We start from the raw sequence: 17,263 nt of genomic DNA, 5'->3' as shown, positions 1-17,263 counted from the left end.
GCCTTGCTGTTCTAGTTGGTGCGGACGAAGAGACTCGAACTCTTACACCTTTCGGCGCTGGAACCTAAATCCAGTGTGTCTACCAATTCCACCACGTCCGCGTGTAGCTTTTAAAGCAAAGGCGCCGGATCGGTAAGAATCGGGCGCCTTTCGGAATATGGGGTGGACGATGGGGATCGAACCCACGACAACAGGAGTCACAATCCTGTGCTCTACCAACTGAGCTACGCCCACCATATTGCGTTTGCTGCGTTACTTGTGCCAAAGCTGCCTAATGGCGCACCCGGCAGGACTCGAACCTGCGACCATCCGCTTAGAAGGCGGATGCTCTATCCAGCTGAGCTACGGGCGCTTTTGAGTCTGTAGTCCTTGCAGATTACAAATCCAGAGCTTCAGTCGGTGATGGCAAACAAGCTTTGAAACCGCCTGCTTCGCCTTACCTTCTTCACCAGTGCTAGGCCCTGCCCGACAAGTGCGACGAATGTTATAGGCGAGCCTTGGGGTCGTCAACTCTTTTTTGAAAAAAATTCATTTAATTAAAGGGCTTAGGAGGTTTCGCCAAGCAAGCGCCTTTGCCCTGGGCGTGCGACATGCGAGAATGCGCGCACATTTTCATTCCTTTTCGATGGTTAATCACGCGTCATGACTGCACAACTTATCGACGGCAAGGCGATCGCCGCCAACCTGCGCCAGCAGATCGCTCATCAGGTTGCCGAGCGTCGTCAGCAAGGCCTGCGCACGCCAGGGCTCGCGGTGATTCTGGTGGGTACCGACCCCGCCTCCCAGGTCTACGTTTCGCACAAGCGCAAGGACTGCGAAGAAGTCGGGTTCGTTTCTCGGGCGTTCGACCTACCGAGCGCGACCTCCCAGCTGGAGCTGGAAACGCTGATCGACACGCTCAATGCCGATACCGATATCGACGGCATCCTGTTACAGCTGCCGCTGCCCGAGCATCTGGACGCGTCGTTGCTGCTCGAGCGTATCCGTCCGGACAAGGACGTCGATGGGTTCCACCCTTATAACGTCGGCCGCCTGGCCCAGCGCATTCCGTTGCTCCGCCCCTGCACCCCCAAGGGGATCATGGCGCTGCTGGAAAGCACCGGCCAGGATCTGTACGGGATGGATGCAGTGGTGGTGGGAGCGTCCAACATCGTCGGTCGGCCCATGGCCATGGAGCTGTTGCTGGCGGGCTGTACCGTGACCGTGACCCACCGTTTCACCCAGGACCTGGCTGGCCATGTGGGTCGCGCCGACCTGGTGGTGGTCGCTGCCGGCAAGCCGGGGCTGGTGAAGGGCGAATGGATCAAGGAAGGCGCGATCGTGATCGACGTGGGCATCAACCGTCAGGCCGATGGCAAGCTAGTGGGCGATGTGGTGTACGAAACCGCCCTGCCCCGCGCGGGCTGGATCACTCCGGTGCCAGGCGGCGTAGGCCCAATGACCCGCGCCTGCTTGTTGGAAAATACCCTCTATGCAGCCCAGACGCTGCACCGCTGATGTGAGCCCCTTTCGCGGCCGATGACCGCTCCCACGGAATGAATCTATTCCCCCGTAGGAGCGGTCCGTGGCCGCGAAGCAGGCGCCACGGTTTATCAGACGCACCGCAGCGCTGCTATTTCCTTGCATCCTCCCATGACTTGACCAGCTCGGCGTAGCCCACGGTCTGGCCCTGGGGTTTTTCGTTGGCCAGTTTGGGCTTGGGCGCGCCGGGTTGGTCGAACCAGTACTGGGCATCACGCTCGGGGTTCATCTTCGGCCCACACACCGGCTGCACCTTGCTGCGTTCCAGGCGGGTCATGATCGCGTCCTGATCCTTGGCCAGGCCGTCGAGCGCCTGCTGTGGAGTCTTCTCGCCGCTGGCCGCCTCGGAAATATGGCTCCACCACAGCTGCGCCAGACGTGGATAGTCAGGCACGTTGGTGCCGGTCGGGGTCCACTGCACGCGGGCCGGGCTGCGGTAGAACTCCACCAGCCCACCCAACTTGGGCGCCAGCTCGGTCATGGCCTGGGAATTGATGTCCGATTCGCGGATCGGCGTCAGGCCAACGATGGTTTTCTTCAGCGATACCGTCTTCGACGTCACGAACTGCGCATACAGCCAGGCGGCCAGACGCTGCTTCTCGGGGGTGGACTTGAGGAAGGTCCACGCGCCGGTGTCCTGGTAGCCCAGCTTCATGCCCTCTTCCCAGTAAGGTCCCTTGGGTGATGGCGCCATGCGCCACTTGGGCGTGCCGTCGCCATTCATCACCGGCAGGCCGGGCTTGGTCATGTCGGCGGTGAACGCGGTGTACCAGAAGATCTGCTGGGCGATGTTGCCCTGGGCCGGCACCGGGCCGGATTCGGAGAAGGTCATGCCCTGGGCTTCGGGCGGTGCGTAGGCGCGCATCCAGTCGACGTACTTCTGCGTGGCATACACGGCAGCCGGGCCGTTGGTGTCGCCGCCACGGGTCACGCTGGAACCTACAGGATGGCAGTCCTCCACGCGAATGCCCCACTCGTCCACCGGCAAGCCGTTGGGCAGGCCCTTGTCGCCACCACCGGCCATGGAGAACCAGGCATCGGTGAAGCGCCAGCCCAGGGACGGGTCTTTCTTGCCGTAGTCCATGTGCCCGTAGATGCGCTTGCCGTCGATTTCCTTGACGTCTTCGGAGAAGAACTTGGCGATGTCTTCATAGGCGGACCAGTTGACCGGCACCCCCAGCTCGTAGCCGTAGATCTGCTTGAACTTGGCCTTCAACTCGGGCCGTTCGAACCAGTCGGCGCGGAACCAGTACAGGTTGGCGAACTGCTGGTCGGGCAGCTGATAGACCTTGCCGTCGGGTGCGGTAGTGAAGGAGATACCGATGAAGTCTTTCAGGTCCAGGGTCGGCGAGGTGGCTTTCTTGCCCTCGGGGCTGGCCATCATGTCGGTGATCGACTCGCTCTTGCCGTAGCGAAAGTGCGTACCGATCAAGTCGGAATCGTTGACCCAGCCGTCATAGATGTTCTTGTCCGACTGCATCTGCGTCTGCAGTTTCTCCACCACGTCGCCTTCCTGCAGCAGGTCGTGGGTAAGCTTGATCCCGGTGATTTCGCTGAAGGCCTTGGCCAGGGTCTTGGCTTCGTATTCATGGGTGGTCAGGGTTTCGGACACCACATTGATACTCATGCCACGAAAGGGCTTGGCCGCTTCGATGAACCACTGCATCTCGGCCATCTGCTGCTCGGGCGTGAGGGTGGACGGCTTGAATTCAGCGCCAACCCATTTCTTCGCGGCGTCTTCATAGGCATCCGCCCAGGCCGCGACGCTCAGGCCGGCGCACGCCAGCGCGGTCGCCAGGGCAATGCTATGTCGCAATTTGTTGTTGTTCTTGTACATAGTGACCTCCTGTTTGAATTTTTTGCGCTGCGCAAACCCAGGTATGGCTCAGCCCCAACGCATTACCGCCAGCAACCACACCAGGGACAGCGCTGACGCCACCCAGATGTTCCAGTCGGTCACGCCGATCACCAGCAGGTGCAGGTAGGCGCTACCGAGAAGACCAATGAACAACCGGTCGCCACGCGTGGTGGCGATCGGCAGAAACCCGCGGCGCTCGGTGCAGGGCGCGCGCAGTTCGTAGAACGTCATGCCGGCGAGCAACAGCGCAATGGCGCCGAAGAACAAGGCAGTCGGTAAAGTCCAGGCCATCCACTCCATCACAGGCTCCTCATACGCGGCCCAGGGCAAAGCCCTTGGCCACATGGTTGCGAACGAACCAGATCACCAGCATGCCGGGCACGATGGTCAGCACGCCGGCCGCAGCCAGCACGCCCCAGTCGATACCGGAAGCTGAGACCGTACGGGTCATCACCGCCGCGATCGGCTTGGCGTCGACCGAGGTCAAGGTGCGCGCCAGCAGCAGCTCGACCCACGAGAACATGAAGCAGAAGAACGCTGTCACGCCGATCCCCGAGCCGATCAGCGGCATGAAGATCTTCACGAAGAATTTCGGAAAGCTGTAGCCATCGATGTAGGCGGTTTCGTCGATCTCCTTGGGCACGCCGGACATGAAGCCTTCCAGGATCCACACCGCCAGTGGCACGTTGAACAGGCAGTGGGCCAGCGCGACGGCGATGTGCGTGTCGAACAGGCCGATGGACGAATACAGCTGGAAGAACGGCAGCAGGAACACCGCCGGCGGGGCCATGCGGTTGGTCAGCAACCAGAAGAACAGGTGCTTGTCGCCCAGGAAGCGGTAGCGCGAAAAGGCGTACGCAGCCGGCAACGCGACGCTGAGCGAGATCAGCGTATTGAGGCTCACGTAGTACAGCGAATTGATGTAGCCGGTGTACCAGCTGGGGTCGGTGAAGATCACCCGGTAGTTGGCCAGGGTGAAGTCATGGGGAAACAGCGTCAGCCCGCCGAGGATTTCGCCGTTGCTCTTGAACGACATGTTCAGCAGCCAATAGATGGGCACCAGCAGGAACAGGATATACAGCAGCAGGGGGATCAGTTTGCGCTTGCTCATGGCTGCCTCAACCTTGCTTGTCGTTGTGGGTCATGGCGGTATAGAACAGCCAGGACACCAGCAGGATGATCAGGAAGTACACCAGCGAGAAAGCCGCGGCCGGGCCAAGGTCGAACTGACCCACGGCCATCTGCGTCAAGGTCTGGCTGAGGAACGTGGTGGCATTGCCTGGCCCGCCGCCGGTCAGCACGAAGGGTTCGGTGTAGATCATGAAACTGTCCATGAAACGCAGCATGACCGCGATCAACAGCACGCTCTTCATCTTCGGCAGCTGGATGTGGCGGAACACCGCCCAGTTCGAGGCGCGGTCGATGCGTGCGGCCTGGTAGTACACGTCGGGGATGGCGCGCAGGCCCGAATAGCACAGCAGCGCCACCAGCGAGGTCCAGTGCCAGACGTCCATGATCAGCACCGTAACCCAGGCATCCACGGTGTTGGAGGCATAGTTGTAGCTGATCCCCATGGCATTGAGCGTGTAACCCAGCAGGCCGATGTCGGCGCGGCCGAAGATCTGCCAGATGGTGCCGACCACGTTCCACGGGATCAGCAGGGGGATGGCCATGACGATCAGGCACAGCGATGACCAGCGGCCCTTGGCCGGCATGGTCAGGGCGATGGCGATGCCCAGGGGTATTTCGATGAGCAGCACGCAGGCCGAGTAGATGAACTGGCGCAGCAGCGAATCGTGCAGGCGCGGGTCCTGCAGGACCTGGCGGTACCAGTCGGCGCCCACGAAGTAGCGGCTGGACTGGTCGAAGATGTCCTGCACCGAATAGTTGACCACGGTCATCATCGGGATCACCGCGCTGAACGCCACCAGCAGGAACACCGGCAGCACCAGCCACCAGGCCTTGTTGTTCTGGACCTTGTTCATGGGTTCACCTCCAGCAAGCGATCGTCGGCGTAGACCATCAGCCACTGCGCGGGAAAGCTGATGAACACCGTGCCCTCGGGTACCACGCGGTCCTCGGGCAGGCGCACCTTGAAGGTCTGCCCGCCGAGCAGCAAGGTAAGGATCTTGTAGGTGCCCAGGTCTTCCAGGTGCACCCGTTCACTGTGCAGGGCGGCTTCGAAGGTATCGTCCCAGACGCGGATGAATTCGGGGCGAATGCCGATCTGCAGGCGTTGCCAGCCGCCCTGTGCAATACGCGCCTGCAAAGCCTCGGACAGGGGCACATGGATGCCACCGAAGCCGACGCCGCCACGCTCGGGCTGCACGTCGACCAGGTTCATGCCGGGGCTGCCGATGAAGTAGCCGACGAAGGTGTGCGCCGGTCGCTCGAACAGCTCGCGCGGGGTGCCGAACTGGACGATCTGGCCGCCGTACATCACGGCGATCTTGTCGGCGAAGGTCGAGGCCTCGAGCTGGTCGTGGGTGACGTAGACCATGGTGATGTTGAACTGCTCGTGGATCTGCTTGAGCTTGCGCCGCAGCTTCCACTTCAGGTGCGGGTCGATGACCGTCAGCGGCTCGTCGAAGAGGATCGCCGAAACGTCGTCGCGAACCAGGCCACGGCCCATCGACACCTTCTGCTTCTCATCGGCGCTGAGGTTGCGCGCCTTGCGCTGCAGCAGTCGTTGCAGGTCCAGGACTTCGGCGACTTCCTGCACCCGGGCCTGAACCTGTTCGGGCGACTTGCCCTGATTGCGCAGGGGGAAGGCCAGGTTGTCGAACACCGTCATGGTGTCGTACACCACTGGGAACTGGAACACCTGGGCGATGTTGCGCTGCTCGGGCGGCAGGTCGTTGACCACCTTGCCGTCGAACAGCACCTGCCCATGGGAGGGGCTGAGCAACCCGGAAATGATGTTGAGCAAGGTCGATTTGCCACAGCCGGACGGGCCGAGCAAGGCATAGGCGCCGCCCTGCTCCCAGATGTGGTCCATCTCGCGAATGGCGTAGTCTTCCGGACCCGACGGATGCGCGCTGTAGCTGTGCGCCAGGTGCTGCAAACGGATCTCGGCCATCAGGCAGCCCTCGCTACACGCAGGCCGGGGGCCTGGACCAATTGCCCGCTGCGCTGAAAGACGAACAGCTTGTGGGTCGGGATATACACCGGTATCGCTGCATCCACGGCATAGTCATGAACGCCCGGCAAGTGCAGCACCAAGGAGAAATACTCGTTGCGCACGTGCAGGAAGGTTTCCGAGCCGCTGATTTCCGCCAGCTCCACCGTTACCGCCAGCTCAAGATCGTCGTCGTTGCTGGGCGTCAGGCCGATATGGCTGGGTCGCACGCCGAAGCGATAATCACCATCCGGGACGCCGGACAGGTCAACGTTGCGCGCAAAGTGAACGAAGTTGGCGAAGCTGACTTCCTGGCCGCCGATGCGGCCTTCAATCAGGTTGATCGGTGGCTCGGAGAACAGTTCGGCTGCCAGGACGCTGGCCGGCCGGTGGTAGACCTCGGGGGTTCTGCCACTCTGGATCACCCGCCCTTCGTGGAGAATGGTGGTGGTGCCGCCGAGCGCCAAGGCTTCGTTGGGTTCGGTGGTGGCGTAGACGGCAATGGTGTGGCGAGTGAGGAACAGCTCGCGCATTTCGAAGCGCAGTTCTTCGCGCAGCTTGTAATCCAGGTTCACCAGGGGTTCGTCGAACAGGATCAGCTCGGCATCCTTGACCAGCGCCCGGGCCATGGCCGTGCGCTGCTGCTGGCCGCCGGACAGTTCCAGTGGATGGCGTTTGAGGAACGGCTCGATGCGCAACATCCGCGCGGTCTGCAGCACCCGCTCCTCGATCTGCTCGCGAGCCATGCCGGCCTGACGCAGCGGCGAGGCGATGTTGTCGAAGACGGTCATGGTCGGGTAGTTGATGAACTGCTGGTAGACCATGGAGACGTTGCGCTGGCGCACCGGCTTGCCGGTCACGTCCACACCGTTCATCAACACACGGCCCTGGTCGGGTTTATCCAGGCCGGCCATCAGGCGCATGAGGCTGGTCTTGCCGGACAGTGTGCGCCCCAGCAGGACGTTGAACGAACCGGGTTCCAGTACCAGCGACGCATTGTCGATGTACAACTGGTTTTCCACACGACGAGTGACCTGCTCGAGCACTAGGGACATGGCGGCGCCTTTTTTATTATTGGAAGCGATTGCGGCTTCGCGTCGGTACGACTGCTGGCAAACCCAGAGCGATAAGCGTGCCAATTTCCGTGCGCAACGCTTGCACGCGCCAGCCAGACCGTTCGGACGCGTGGGCGGGTCACAGGCCAGGTTCGCCCCTGAACAAAAATGAACGCCTGGCGCATTGACAATGAACAACCGTGAACAACACTGCATGAACAAAAACAACAAGGCCGCGCGCCGGGATACCTGAACCATGCCCGTATCCACTCCCACACTGGCACATGACCAACTGATTCAAAGCTCCTGGGCGCGCTGTCGCGAAGCGGGGCTGGAGCATCATCACGCGCCTCGCTTCGAGCCGCTGGCGCGCGTTGCGCTGCAACAGATGCTCGACGTGCATCAGGCCCTGCTGCACACCACCCACCGCGAGGTGTTGCCCTATTACGAACACATCCTGGGCAACTCGCGTTGTCTGATCCGCCTGGCCGACCCGCAGGCCCGGCTGATGCGGTCGTGGGGGGCGCAGCCGGGCGTCGGTGCCGGCCAGTCGGGCCATGCGCCCGGTGCCTGCTGGCTGGAAACGACGGCAGGAACCAACCCGATCGGTACTGCGCTGGCGTGCCGCCAGGCCGTACACGTCGAGCCCGACGAACACTTTCTGCTGGCCAATCGCCTGATGAATGGCTCGGCGTCACCGATCTTCGATGCGCAACGCAACATGGTGGCGGTGCTGGACGTGTCCAGCGACAGTCACCTGCCGCCTTCACATACTCTGGGGCTGGTGAAGATGATGAGCCAGACGGTCGAGAATCGACTGATCCTGGAGGCGTTCGCCGATCGGCATCACCAGTTGATTTTCAACACCGGGGTGAACAACCTCGACAGCCAGTGGGCCGGGCTACTGGTGTTCGACGACAGCGGTCGCGTGCTGGCCGCCAATCGCCGCGCCGACAGCCTGCTGGGTGTGGAGCTGCCTGGGCTGACCCTGCAGCAAGTGTTCAGACTGACGCCACAGGCGCTGCTCGAGCACCCGCTGGAGCGCACCTTTGCCCTGCAGCCGCCGGGGCGCAACCGCTTGCAGTGCCTGCTCAAGAAGCCGTTGCAGCGAGCGGCTGCCAGCCTTGCGCAGCGCGGTACCGATCCGCGTCTGGACAAAGCCCTGCAACAGGGATTGCGCCTGCTGGAAAAGGACGTGCCGCTGCTGCTGCGCGGCGACACCGGCACCGGCAAGGAGGTGCTGGTCAAGGCCCTGCACCAGGCCAGCAGCCGTGCGGCGCACCCACTGATTGCGGTCAATTGCGCGGCGATTCCCGCCGAACTGGTGGAGTCGGAACTGTTCGGCTATGAACGCGGCGCTTTCACCGGTGCCAGCCACAAGGGCAGCCCAGGACTGGTGCGCAAGGCCGACAAGGGCATTCTGTTCCTCGACGAGATCGGTGACATGCCGCTGCCGACCCAGGCGCGGCTGCTGCGCGTACTGCAAGAGCGCTGCATTCAGCCGCTGGGCTGTGGCGATCCGATACCGGTCGACATCCGCCTGGTTTCAGCGACCCACGAAGATCTGCGGCAACGGGTACAGGCCGGGTTGTTCCGCGAGGACCTCTATTATCGCCTGGCGGGCATGACCCTGCACCTGCCGACCCTGCACACACGCAGTGACAAGCGCGAGTTGATCGAACAGGTGTGGGAAACGCAGCGCGAAGCGCAGCAGACCGCCGGCTTCAGCGACCAGGTGTGGGCAGCGTTCATGGTCCACCCCTGGCCGGGCAACGTGCGTCAGCTGGCGGCGGTGGTCAAGGTCGCGCTGGTGCTGGCCGACCAGGACGTCATTGGCCTGGAGCATCTACCCGAAGATTTCCTGCTCGAAGCCGGTCTGCAACCTGCGCAGGAGAACGCCTCGGCGCGCCCACTGCTGACCCTGACCAAGGTCAGCGATCTGGGCGAGTTGTTGCAGGCCAGTGACGGCAACATCTCCCGGCTGGCGCGGCGCCTGGGGGTCAGCCGCAACACCTTGTACAAGCGCCTGCGTGAGCAGGGGCATGCACTCTGACGCTGGTGTTCACGCCCGACCGAAGGTCTGCGAGGGCCGGCGCAAGGTCGGGTCGAAGGGGTTCAGGCGCGGGCCGATGGCCGAAGCCTCGCGCTTGAGCAACTCGACCACCGTGGGCAGCCGGTCGGGGCCGAGCCGATCGCTGATGGTGGCGACACTCAGGGCTGCGACCGCATGGCCGTTACGGTCGAGTATCGGCACCGCCAGGCCCGCCATGCCGGGCAGCACGCCGGTGTTGCGCGCGGCGTAGCCGAGCCGGCGCACGCTGTCGACTTCCGAACGCAGCAATACCTCGTCGTACAGGTGCAGGTCCTTGAGCCGAGGCAGGTTGTAGTGGATCACGGTTTCCCGTTCATCCTCGGGCAGGAACGCCAAAATGGCCAGGCTCCCTTGGCCGACCCCCAGCGCAACACGGCCACCGATGTCGCCGGTGAAGGTACGTATCGGGTAAGGCCCTTCGCTGCGGTCCAGGCAGATCGCGTCGAAACCACTGCGCGCAAGCAGAAACAGCGAGTCACCCAACGAGGCCGACAGGCGCAGCAGGCTGGGCCGTGCCAGCTCGCGCAAGTTGCCGCCGTTACCGGCCCGCGCGGCCAGTGCGAAGAATTCCAGGCTCAGCCGATAGCGCTTGCTGCGGGTGTCCTGCTCGACCATGCCCTCCTCCACCAGCCCGCGCAACAAACGGTGGGTGGTGGGTTGCGACAGGCCGATGCGTTCGGCGAGCTGGATGACCCGCTCACCTTCGGCCGACGCGGCCGACAGTCCCCGCAACACGGCAAACAACCGCGACGCACTGCCTACACCTGGCTCTACATTCCGCTCAGTGGAATCGTCTTTCATATTTTGCTCATCCGATTTCATTGAAAGGATTAAATTGAAAATAGACACCCGCTCAGTGAAATAACCGCTTTCGCCATCCTAGCCTTCGTCCTACTCTTCGTCCACGGGGCGAGACCAACAATAGCCGGCAGCCGACTCAGAACGAGCGCCACCCCAACGCAGGACCCCTTTCGCCTCTGCCCTCGATCAACGCACCGCACATGCGGCCGACAACGACAGGTAGAACGCAGCCATGGCCTTTCTCGAACTTCAAGCACTGTGCAAACGCTACGGACCCGTGCAGGCCGTAGTGGCGACCGACCTGAGCGTCAGCCAGGGCGAGTTCGTTTCGCTGCTCGGCCCCTCCGGTTGCGGCAAGACCACCACGCTGCAGATGATTGCCGGCTTCGTCGACGTGACCAGCGGCCGGATCGTCCTCGACGGACGCGACATCACCCACGCCAAACCCAGCAGCCGCGGCCTGGGCGTGGTGTTCCAGAGCTATGCGCTGTTCCCGCACATGAGCGTGCGCGACAACGTCGCGTTCGGCCTGAAGATGCGCAAGGTGAGCAGCAGCGACATTCGCACCCGCGTCGACCAGGTGCTGGCGCTGGTGCGCCTGACCGCGCATGCCGAGCGCTACCCGCGAGAGCTTTCGGGAGGCCAGCGCCAGCGCGTGGCCCTGGCGCGTGCCCTGGTGATCCAGCCGCCGGTGCTGCTGCTCGACGAGCCGTTGTCCAACCTCGACGCGAGCCTGCGCGAGGAGATGCAGTTCGAGATTCGCCGCATCCAGTGCGAAGTCGGCATCACGACCCTGATGGTGACCCACGACCAGGCCGAAGCCCTGTCCATCAGCGACCGGGTGGTGGTGATGCAAGCCGGCCAGGTCACCCAGATCGACGAGCCCTACAAACTCTACGAGCACCCGCGCACGCCGTTCATCTCCGGCTTCGTCGGCAAGGCCAACCTGCTGCCCGGCGAGTACGACACGTTGGGCCAGCCGCAGGTGCTGGCCCAGGCCGGTGAAGGTGAACTGATGCTGAGCCTGCGCCCGGAAAAGATCGACCTCTGCAACGCCGGTGAGGGACGTATCCAGGGGCGCATCGTCACCCGTTACTTTCTTGGCAGCCAGTGGCTGTACCGCTTGGAAACCGTGCTCGGCGAGATCACCGTGGTGCGCCGCAACGATGGCAGCGCACCGCTGGGCACGGGTGTCGCGGTCGGCCTGGACTGGCCGCACGAACTGCTTCGCGTCCTGGATCGCGAGGCCTGCGCATGAGCCGTGGATACCTGCTTTCGGCGCCGGCGCTGGCGCTGTTCGTCGCCCTGCTGATCGTGCCGCTGGGCCTGACGCTGGTGCTGTCGTTCAACCTGTTCGACTACGAAGTGGGGGTCAAGAGCGACAGCTACACGCTGGCCAACTACGCCAGCCTACTCAGCGACAGCTACTTTTATGAAATTTTCTGGCGGACCTTCTGGATCAGTGCACTGGTGACTTTCCTGTGCGTGGTGATCGGCGTACCGGAGGCTTACATTCTCAGCCGCATGGGTACACCGTGGCGTTCGATCTTCCTGATTCTGATCCTCACGCCGCTGCTGATTTCAGTGGTAGTGCGTGCCTTCGGCTGGAGCCTGCTGCTGGGTGCCGACGGGCTGATCAACCAGGCCATCGCCGCGCTGGGCGGACGCCCGCTGAAAATGCTCTACACACCGTTCGCGGTGATCCTGGCACTGGTCCACGTGATGTTGCCGTTCATGATCATCCCGGTCTGGACCTCGCTGCAGAAACTCGACCCAGCCGCCGAGCAGGCCGCGCAGTCACTGGGCGCAAGCCAAGCGAAGGTGATGCGCATGGTGGTGCTGCCACAGATCATGCCCGGTGTGCTGTCGGGCACGCTGATCGTCTTCGGCCTGGCGGCCAGTTCGTTCGCCATCCCCGGCCTGCTCGGCGGCCGACGCTTGAAGATGGTCGCCACGGTGGTCTACGACCAGTACCTCTCGGAACTTAACTGGCCCATGGGCGCGACCATTGCTGTGGCGCTGCTGCTGGCCAACCTGCTGATCATGCTGTCCTGGAACCGCCTGGTCGAAGGTCGCTACAAAAAAGCCCTGGGGGAATGATCGATGTCCAAGAACGGTCCGTTGGCCCTGTCGTTTCATGCCCTGGTAGTAGTGTTCATGCTCGCGCCGCTGGTGGTGGTGTGCCTGGTGGCGTTCACGCCGGAGAACACCCTGACCCTGCCCACCTCCAGTTTTTCCCTGCGCTGGTTCCGTGCCGTGTTCGAGCGCGCCGACTTCATCGATGCGTTCTATAACAGCCTGATTTTGGCGGTGGTCGCCGCGACCCTGGCGACCTTGATCGCCGTGCCGGCGGCGCTGGCGATCACCCGTTACCACTTTCCCGGACGCAACTTTCTCAATGCGCTGTTTCTGTCGCCGATCATCATTCCGCACCTGGTGCTGGGCGTGGCCATGCTGCGCCTGTTTGCGCTGATGGGCGTGAATGGCAGTTTCGTCTGGCTGATGCTGGCCCACGTGGTGGTGATCACGCCCTATGTACTGCGCCTGGTGATCGCCGCCGCCATCGGTATCGACCGCAGCGCCGAACAGGCGGCGGAATCGCTGGGCGCAAGTCGGTTCACCCTGTTTCGCCAGATCACCCTGCCGATGATCCTGCCGGGGGTCGCCGGAGGCTGGTTGCTGGCGTTCATCAACAGCTTCGACGAGGTGACACTGTCGATCTTCGTCACCTCCCCTGCGACCCAGACCTTGCCGGTGCGCATGTACGTGTATGCCACCGAGTCCATCGACCCGATGATGGCAGCGGTGTCGGCGCTGGTGATCGCCCTGACCGCCGCGACCATGATTCTGCTCGACCGGGTGTATGGGCTGGACCGCGTACTGGTGGGGAAAAACTGATGGCCCTGTTCAAGCGTCTGACCGAACTCGATCGCCCGTCGGTGCCGTTCACCCTCGACGGACAGGCCATGTGCGGCCTGGCGGGGGATACCCTGCTCACCGCCGTGCTGACCTGCGCCGAGCACCTGCGCGGCAGCGACTTCAGTGCCCAGGCCCGCGCCGGTTTTTGCCTGATGGGCGCCTGTCAGGACTGTTGGGTTCGATTGGGCGACGGTCGTCGCGTACGTGCCTGCGCCACGCCGCTGGAAGCGGGCATGCAGGTCGAACGCGACCCGGGACGGCGCTCGTGAGCGCGGTGGTGATCGTGGGCGCCGGACCGGCTGGCATTCGCGCGGCGCAGACCCTGGCCGCCCATGGCCTGCGGCCGTGCCTGGTGGACGAAGCCCTGCAGGGCGGCGGCCAGGTCTACCGACGTGCGCCGGGCAATTTCCAGCGCCCGGCCAATCAACTCTATGGCTTCGAAGCGCGCAAGGCGCAGGCGGTGCATCAGACGCTGGACGCGATGAGCGCGCAGATCGACTACCGTCCCGACACTTTGGTGTGGAACGCCGAGGATGGCCACCTGCACACGCTCAGCCAGCAGCGGGTCAGCACAGTCAAGTATGACCGCCTGCTGATTGCCACCGGCGCCACCGACCGTATTCTGCCAGTACCAGGCTGGACCTTGCCGGGCGTCTACAGCCTCGGCGCCGCGCAGATCGCCCTCAAGTCCCAGGGCTGCGCCATCGGCGAGCAGGTGGTGTTCGCCGGCAGCGGGCCGTTGTTGTACCTGGTGGCCTATCAATACGCCAAGGCAGGCGCCCGGGTGCTGGCCGTGCTGGACAGCTCGCCCTTCGGTGCGCAGGTCGCTGCCCTGCCACGGCTGTTGCTTCAGCCTGCGACCCTGGCCAAGGGCCTGTACTACCGGGCCTGGCTGACGGCCCATGGGATTGCCGTGCATCAGGGCGCGACCTTGGTCGAGGTCGTCGGCGAGCAAAAAGTCGAAGCCGTCACCTGGCAACGCGCTGGCAGCCGACACAGCCTGGCCTGCGACGGGCTGGCCTTCGCCCATGCGTTGCGCAGCGAAACACAGCTGGCGGACCTGCTTGGCTGCCAATTCAGCTGGAGCCCGCTCAATCGCGCCTGGTTGCCGAGCCGCGATCGAGCCGGGCGCAGCAGCGTGCCGGGCGTGTACCTGGCCGGCGACGGTGCCGGAATCATGGGCGCCGATGCGGCGGAAATGGCCGGCGAGCGCGCAGCGCTGGCCCTGCTCGAAGACATGGGCATCACCATTGACCGCGTACGTGGCACACAGCTCGAGCGACAGCTGGCGCGCATCCAGGGGTTTCGCGCTGGCCTGGAAGCCGCATTCCCGTTCCCCGACAGCTGGGCCAGCCAGGCGCCCGACCAATTGATGCTGTGCCGCTGCGAGGAAATCAGCGTTGGCGAAGTTCGCCAGGTGGTCGCTCAGGGACACACCGATATCAACCGGGTCAAGGCCCATTGCCGGGTCGGCATGGGCCGCTGCCAGGGGCGCATGTGCGGTAGCGCAACGGTGGAAATCATCGCCCAGGCTGCGGCGCGCCCAGTGCAGGACGTCGGCCGCCTGCGCGCCCAGGCGCCGATCAAACCCCTGCCCTTCGGTGTCGAGGTGCAGCCATGAGCCGCGTCGCTGAAACCGATGTGATCATCATCGGCGGGGGGATCGTCGGTGCGTCGGCGGCCTTGATGCTGGCGTTGCGCGGTCAGCGCGTGGTGCTGCTGGAGCGCGATTACTGTGGATCGCGCTCCAGCGGCGTGAACTATGGTGGCGTACGCCGTCAGGGCCGCTCGCTGGTGCAACTGCCCCTGTCACAGCGTGCCCATGAACTGTGGAGCGACCTGCCCGGACTGATCGGCATCGACGGCGAGTATGTGCGTTCGGGCCACCTGAAGCTGGCCCGCAGCGACGCCGACATGGCCAAGCTGCAAGCCTGGGCCGACGCTGCCGCCGATTTCGACCTGGGTGTGGAGTTGCTCGACCACGGTCAGTTACGCCAGCGGTTTGCCTGGGTCGGCGACGTGGCGGTTGGTGCGTCGCTGTGCAGCGGTGATGGGCATGCCAACCCGCGCCTGGTGTCGCCGGCTTTCGCAGCCGCCGCCCGGCGGGCCGGTGCACGGATCGTGGAGCAGGTTCAGGCGCTGGCCTTCGACCATGACGGCCAGGCGTTCGAGGTGTCCTGCAGCAATGGCGAACGGCTGCGCGCGCCCTGGCTGCTCAATTGCGCTGGGGCCTGGGCCAATCACATTGCCGAGCAATTCGGCGAGCACGTACCCATGACCAGCGGGCACCCGGCCATGCTGGTCACCGAGCCGCTACCGGTGGTCATGGACGTCAGCACCGGTGTCGAAGGCGGCGGTATCTATGCTCGCCAGGTGGCACGTGGCAATTGCGTACTCGGCGGTGGGCAGGGTTTTGCCCTGGACCCGTTGCGAGCGCGGCCCGGCCAACTGGCCACCCTGGACATCCTGCGCAACGCCGTCGAGTTGTATCCGTTCCTGCACGGCGCGCAGGCGATCCGTACCTGGAGTGGGACCGAAGGCTACCTGCCCGATCGCGAGCCGGTGATCGGGCACGGTCAGGCGCAGCCGGGCTTGATCCATGCGTTCGGCTTTGCCGGGGCCGGTTTCCAGATCGGTCCGGCGGTCGGTGAAGCTTTGTCGCAACTGATCGTCGAGGGCCGCAGTCGAGCGCCGATCGACGCGTTTTCCATCCAACGCTTTTCTCCCCTTGAACTGCATAAAGGAAGGTCGCTTTCATGAAGCCAGTCAAACGCACGGTTCACGCACTCTCCCTCGCTGCCCTGCTGGCCGCCACCGGCGCTCAGGCCGGTCCCACGCTGTACCTGGGTATGAACGGCGGCACCATGGAACGCTTGTACGCCGACAAGGTGCTGCCGGCGTTCGAACAGGCCAACGATGTGAAGGTGGTCATCGTGCCAGGCACCTCTTCGGACATTCTCGCCAAGGTTCAGGCGAGCAAGGACAACCCACAGATCCATGTGATGTTCCTCGATGACGGCATCATGTACCGAGCCATTTCCATGGGCCTGTGCGACACCTTGCAGGACAGCGACGGCCTGGCTGCAATACCGGCCAAGGCGCGGATCAAGGACCAGGCGGCCGCGGTCAGCCTGGGCGTGACCGGGCTTGCCTACAACACGCGCTTGTTCAAGAAAAATGGCTGGGCTGCGCCGACTTCGTGGATGGACATGGCCGATAGCCGCTTCAAGGAAAAACTGGTATTCCAGTCTTTGGCGTCCTCGACCTTCGGGCTGCACGGCTTCCTGATGTTCAACCGCTTGCAGGGTGGTAGCGAAACCGACGTCGAGCCGGGGTTCAAGGCGTGGCCGAAGACGGTGGGCCCCAATGTGCTGGAGTACATTGCCAGTTCGGCGAAGATTTCCGAGATGGTCCAGACCGACGAAGCGGCGCTGTTCCCACTGACGCCTACCCAGGTGACCGCTTTGAAACTGCGCGGTGTGCCGGTTGAATACGCGCAGCCCAAGGAAGGCGCGGTGGTGCTCAACGTGGCCGAGTGCGTGATCGCCAAGAACGATCAGCCCGAGCTTGCGCAGAAGCTGGCGGCCTACCTGCTGAGCCCCAAGGCGCAGTCACCGGCACTGGAGGAAGGCGACCAGATACCGTCCAACCCCAACACGCCGACCACCGACAAGACCCGTGGCCAGGTGCAGGCAATGGAAAAGTACCTGGAGACGGCAGTGGCCATCGACTGGGACCAGGTCAACCAGCTCCGCCCCGCCTGGAACGCCCGCTGGAGCCGTTCGATCGAGCGCTAGGTAGGTGGCCGACGTTGTGCACTACCTGGTGACAGTGGTGCATTGATGGCTACCGTCGTGACACTCGATCAGAATCCTGAAACAGGAAAGCCCCGCTGATAC

General features: G+C 63.6%; 16 protein-coding genes and 3 tRNA genes. 9 read left to right on the top strand and 10 right to left on the bottom strand.

Features of this window, described 5'->3' with window-relative positions; genetic code table 11:
- Positions 1–16: 16 nt before the first annotated feature.
- From LT40_RS02085 to LT40_RS02075, 3 genes are all read right to left on the bottom strand, one after another.
- A tRNA-Leu gene (locus LT40_RS02085) sits at positions 17–101 on the bottom strand.
- A gap of 57 nt (positions 102–158) precedes the next feature.
- Positions 159–234, bottom strand: a tRNA-His gene (locus LT40_RS02080).
- 41 nt (positions 235–275) lie between these two features.
- A tRNA-Arg gene (locus LT40_RS02075) sits at positions 276–352 on the bottom strand.
- 290 nt (positions 353–642) lie between these two features.
- On the opposite strand from LT40_RS02075, the gene folD reads away from it, so the two are divergent.
- Positions 643–1,497, top strand: coding sequence for a bifunctional methylenetetrahydrofolate dehydrogenase/methenyltetrahydrofolate cyclohydrolase FolD (folD, locus tag LT40_RS02070; protein ID WP_043185889.1), 855 nt, complete (start codon positions 643–645; stop codon positions 1,495–1,497).
- Between the two features lie 115 nt (positions 1,498–1,612).
- On the opposite strand, the gene LT40_RS02065 is transcribed toward folD, so the two are convergent.
- The 6 genes from LT40_RS02065 to LT40_RS02040 are packed head-to-tail and all read right to left on the bottom strand — an operon-like array spanning position 1,613 to position 7,552.
- Positions 1,613–3,358 carry an ABC transporter substrate-binding protein gene (locus LT40_RS02065; RefSeq protein ID WP_043185886.1) on the bottom strand — a complete coding sequence of 582 codons (1,746 nt, stop codon included), beginning with the start codon at positions 3,356–3,358 and terminating at the stop codon, positions 1,613–1,615.
- A 48-nt stretch (positions 3,359–3,406) separates the two neighbouring features.
- Positions 3,407–3,679, bottom strand: a complete 273-nt coding sequence (locus LT40_RS02060; protein WP_043185881.1) for a DUF2160 domain-containing protein — start codon at positions 3,677–3,679, stop codon at positions 3,407–3,409.
- Between the two features lie 10 nt (positions 3,680–3,689).
- Entirely contained in the window at positions 3,690–4,490 is an 801-nt protein-coding gene (locus tag LT40_RS02055) for a carbohydrate ABC transporter permease (RefSeq protein ID WP_043185878.1), read from the bottom strand.
- 7 nt (positions 4,491–4,497) lie between these two features.
- Entirely contained in the window at positions 4,498–5,364 is an 867-nt protein-coding gene (locus tag LT40_RS02050; RefSeq protein ID WP_043185874.1) for a carbohydrate ABC transporter permease, read from the bottom strand.
- A complete protein-coding gene (locus LT40_RS02045; protein WP_043185869.1) occupies positions 5,361–6,458 on the bottom strand; it encodes an ABC transporter ATP-binding protein in 1,098 nt (365 codons plus the stop codon). Before LT40_RS02045 ends, LT40_RS02050 begins: the two co-directional genes overlap by 4 nt.
- On the bottom strand, positions 6,458–7,552 hold the full coding sequence (locus LT40_RS02040) for an ABC transporter ATP-binding protein (protein WP_043185864.1): 1,095 nt from the start codon (positions 7,550–7,552) through the stop codon (positions 6,458–6,460). Before LT40_RS02040 ends, LT40_RS02045 begins: the two co-directional genes overlap by 1 nt.
- 256 nt (positions 7,553–7,808) lie before the next feature.
- On the opposite strand from LT40_RS02040, the gene LT40_RS02035 reads away from it, so the two are divergent.
- On the top strand, positions 7,809–9,605 hold the full coding sequence (locus LT40_RS02035) for a sigma-54-dependent Fis family transcriptional regulator (protein WP_043185859.1): 1,797 nt from the start codon (positions 7,809–7,811) through the stop codon (positions 9,603–9,605).
- 9 nt (positions 9,606–9,614) lie between these two features.
- Here the strand turns inward: LT40_RS02035 and LT40_RS02030 are convergent, their stop codons facing one another.
- Complete coding sequence (locus LT40_RS02030; protein ID WP_148308502.1) at positions 9,615–10,445, bottom strand: IclR family transcriptional regulator; 831 nt, start codon at positions 10,443–10,445, stop codon at positions 9,615–9,617.
- Positions 10,446–10,677: 232 nt separating this feature from the next.
- Here LT40_RS02030 and LT40_RS02025 point away from each other — a divergent pair, with 232 nt between their 5' ends.
- Genes LT40_RS02025 through LT40_RS01995 form a run of 7 tightly spaced genes read left to right on the top strand, consistent with a single transcriptional unit; the run spans position 10,678 to position 17,161 of the window.
- Positions 10,678–11,703, top strand: a complete 1,026-nt coding sequence (locus tag LT40_RS02025; RefSeq protein ID WP_043185852.1) for an ABC transporter ATP-binding protein — start codon at positions 10,678–10,680, stop codon at positions 11,701–11,703.
- Positions 11,700–12,545: an ABC transporter permease gene (locus LT40_RS02020; protein ID WP_043185849.1), complete on the top strand. Its 846-nt coding sequence runs from the start codon at positions 11,700–11,702 to the stop codon at positions 12,543–12,545. Before LT40_RS02025 ends, LT40_RS02020 begins: the two co-directional genes overlap by 4 nt.
- Positions 12,546–12,548: 3 nt before the next feature.
- Positions 12,549–13,343 carry an ABC transporter permease gene (locus LT40_RS02015; RefSeq protein WP_043185846.1) on the top strand — a complete coding sequence of 265 codons (795 nt, stop codon included), beginning with the start codon at positions 12,549–12,551 and terminating at the stop codon, positions 13,341–13,343.
- On the top strand, positions 13,343–13,633 hold the full coding sequence (locus LT40_RS02010) for a (2Fe-2S)-binding protein (RefSeq protein WP_043185841.1): 291 nt from the start codon (positions 13,343–13,345) through the stop codon (positions 13,631–13,633). Before LT40_RS02015 ends, LT40_RS02010 begins: the two co-directional genes overlap by 1 nt.
- Complete coding sequence (locus LT40_RS02005; protein ID WP_043185836.1) at positions 13,630–14,985, top strand: FAD/NAD(P)-dependent oxidoreductase; 1,356 nt, start codon at positions 13,630–13,632, stop codon at positions 14,983–14,985. The genes LT40_RS02010 and LT40_RS02005 overlap by 4 nt, the downstream gene beginning before the upstream one ends.
- Positions 14,982–16,124 (top strand): NAD(P)/FAD-dependent oxidoreductase, encoded by a 1,143-nt coding sequence (locus LT40_RS02000; protein WP_043185833.1) that lies wholly within the window; start codon positions 14,982–14,984, stop codon positions 16,122–16,124. The genes LT40_RS02005 and LT40_RS02000 overlap by 4 nt, the downstream gene beginning before the upstream one ends.
- A complete protein-coding gene (locus LT40_RS01995; protein WP_043185830.1) occupies positions 16,121–17,161 on the top strand; it encodes an ABC transporter substrate-binding protein in 1,041 nt (346 codons plus the stop codon). Before LT40_RS02000 ends, LT40_RS01995 begins: the two co-directional genes overlap by 4 nt.
- The last annotated feature ends 102 nt before the right edge of the window (positions 17,162–17,263 follow it).

The sequence above is a fragment of the Pseudomonas rhizosphaerae genome, assembly GCF_000761155.1.
Classification (GTDB): domain Bacteria; phylum Pseudomonadota; class Gammaproteobacteria; order Pseudomonadales; family Pseudomonadaceae; genus Aquipseudomonas; species Aquipseudomonas rhizosphaerae.
Note: the sequence above shows the minus strand (reverse complement) of the source record. Positions and strands in the feature narration are given on the sequence as shown.

What these genes read in the sequence shown, in the direction of transcription:
- folD (WP_043185889.1), top strand. Translation starts at nt 643, where the DNA reads ATGACTGCACAACTTATCGACGGCAAGGCGATCGCCGCCAACCTGCGC.
- LT40_RS02065 (WP_043185886.1), bottom strand. Translation starts at nt 3,358, where the DNA reads ATGTACAAGAACAACAACAAATTGCGACATAGCATTGCCCTGGCGACC.
- LT40_RS02060 (WP_043185881.1), bottom strand. Translation starts at nt 3,679, where the DNA reads ATGGAGTGGATGGCCTGGACTTTACCGACTGCCTTGTTCTTCGGCGCC.
- LT40_RS02055 (WP_043185878.1), bottom strand. Translation starts at nt 4,490, where the DNA reads ATGAGCAAGCGCAAACTGATCCCCCTGCTGCTGTATATCCTGTTCCTG.
- LT40_RS02050 (WP_043185874.1), bottom strand. Translation starts at nt 5,364, where the DNA reads ATGAACAAGGTCCAGAACAACAAGGCCTGGTGGCTGGTGCTGCCGGTG.
- LT40_RS02045 (WP_043185869.1), bottom strand. Translation starts at nt 6,458, where the DNA reads ATGGCCGAGATCCGTTTGCAGCACCTGGCGCACAGCTACAGCGCGCAT.
- LT40_RS02040 (WP_043185864.1), bottom strand. Translation starts at nt 7,552, where the DNA reads ATGTCCCTAGTGCTCGAGCAGGTCACTCGTCGTGTGGAAAACCAGTTG.
- LT40_RS02035 (WP_043185859.1), top strand. Translation starts at nt 7,809, where the DNA reads ATGCCCGTATCCACTCCCACACTGGCACATGACCAACTGATTCAAAGC.
- LT40_RS02030 (WP_148308502.1), bottom strand. Translation starts at nt 10,445, where the DNA reads ATGAAAGACGATTCCACTGAGCGGAATGTAGAGCCAGGTGTAGGCAGT.
- LT40_RS02025 (WP_043185852.1), top strand. Translation starts at nt 10,678, where the DNA reads ATGGCCTTTCTCGAACTTCAAGCACTGTGCAAACGCTACGGACCCGTG.
- LT40_RS02020 (WP_043185849.1), top strand. Translation starts at nt 11,700, where the DNA reads ATGAGCCGTGGATACCTGCTTTCGGCGCCGGCGCTGGCGCTGTTCGTC.
- LT40_RS02015 (WP_043185846.1), top strand. Translation starts at nt 12,549, where the DNA reads ATGTCCAAGAACGGTCCGTTGGCCCTGTCGTTTCATGCCCTGGTAGTA.
- LT40_RS02010 (WP_043185841.1), top strand. Translation starts at nt 13,343, where the DNA reads ATGGCCCTGTTCAAGCGTCTGACCGAACTCGATCGCCCGTCGGTGCCG.
- LT40_RS02000 (WP_043185833.1), top strand. Translation starts at nt 14,982, where the DNA reads ATGAGCCGCGTCGCTGAAACCGATGTGATCATCATCGGCGGGGGGATC.
- LT40_RS01995 (WP_043185830.1), top strand. Translation starts at nt 16,121, where the DNA reads ATGAAGCCAGTCAAACGCACGGTTCACGCACTCTCCCTCGCTGCCCTG.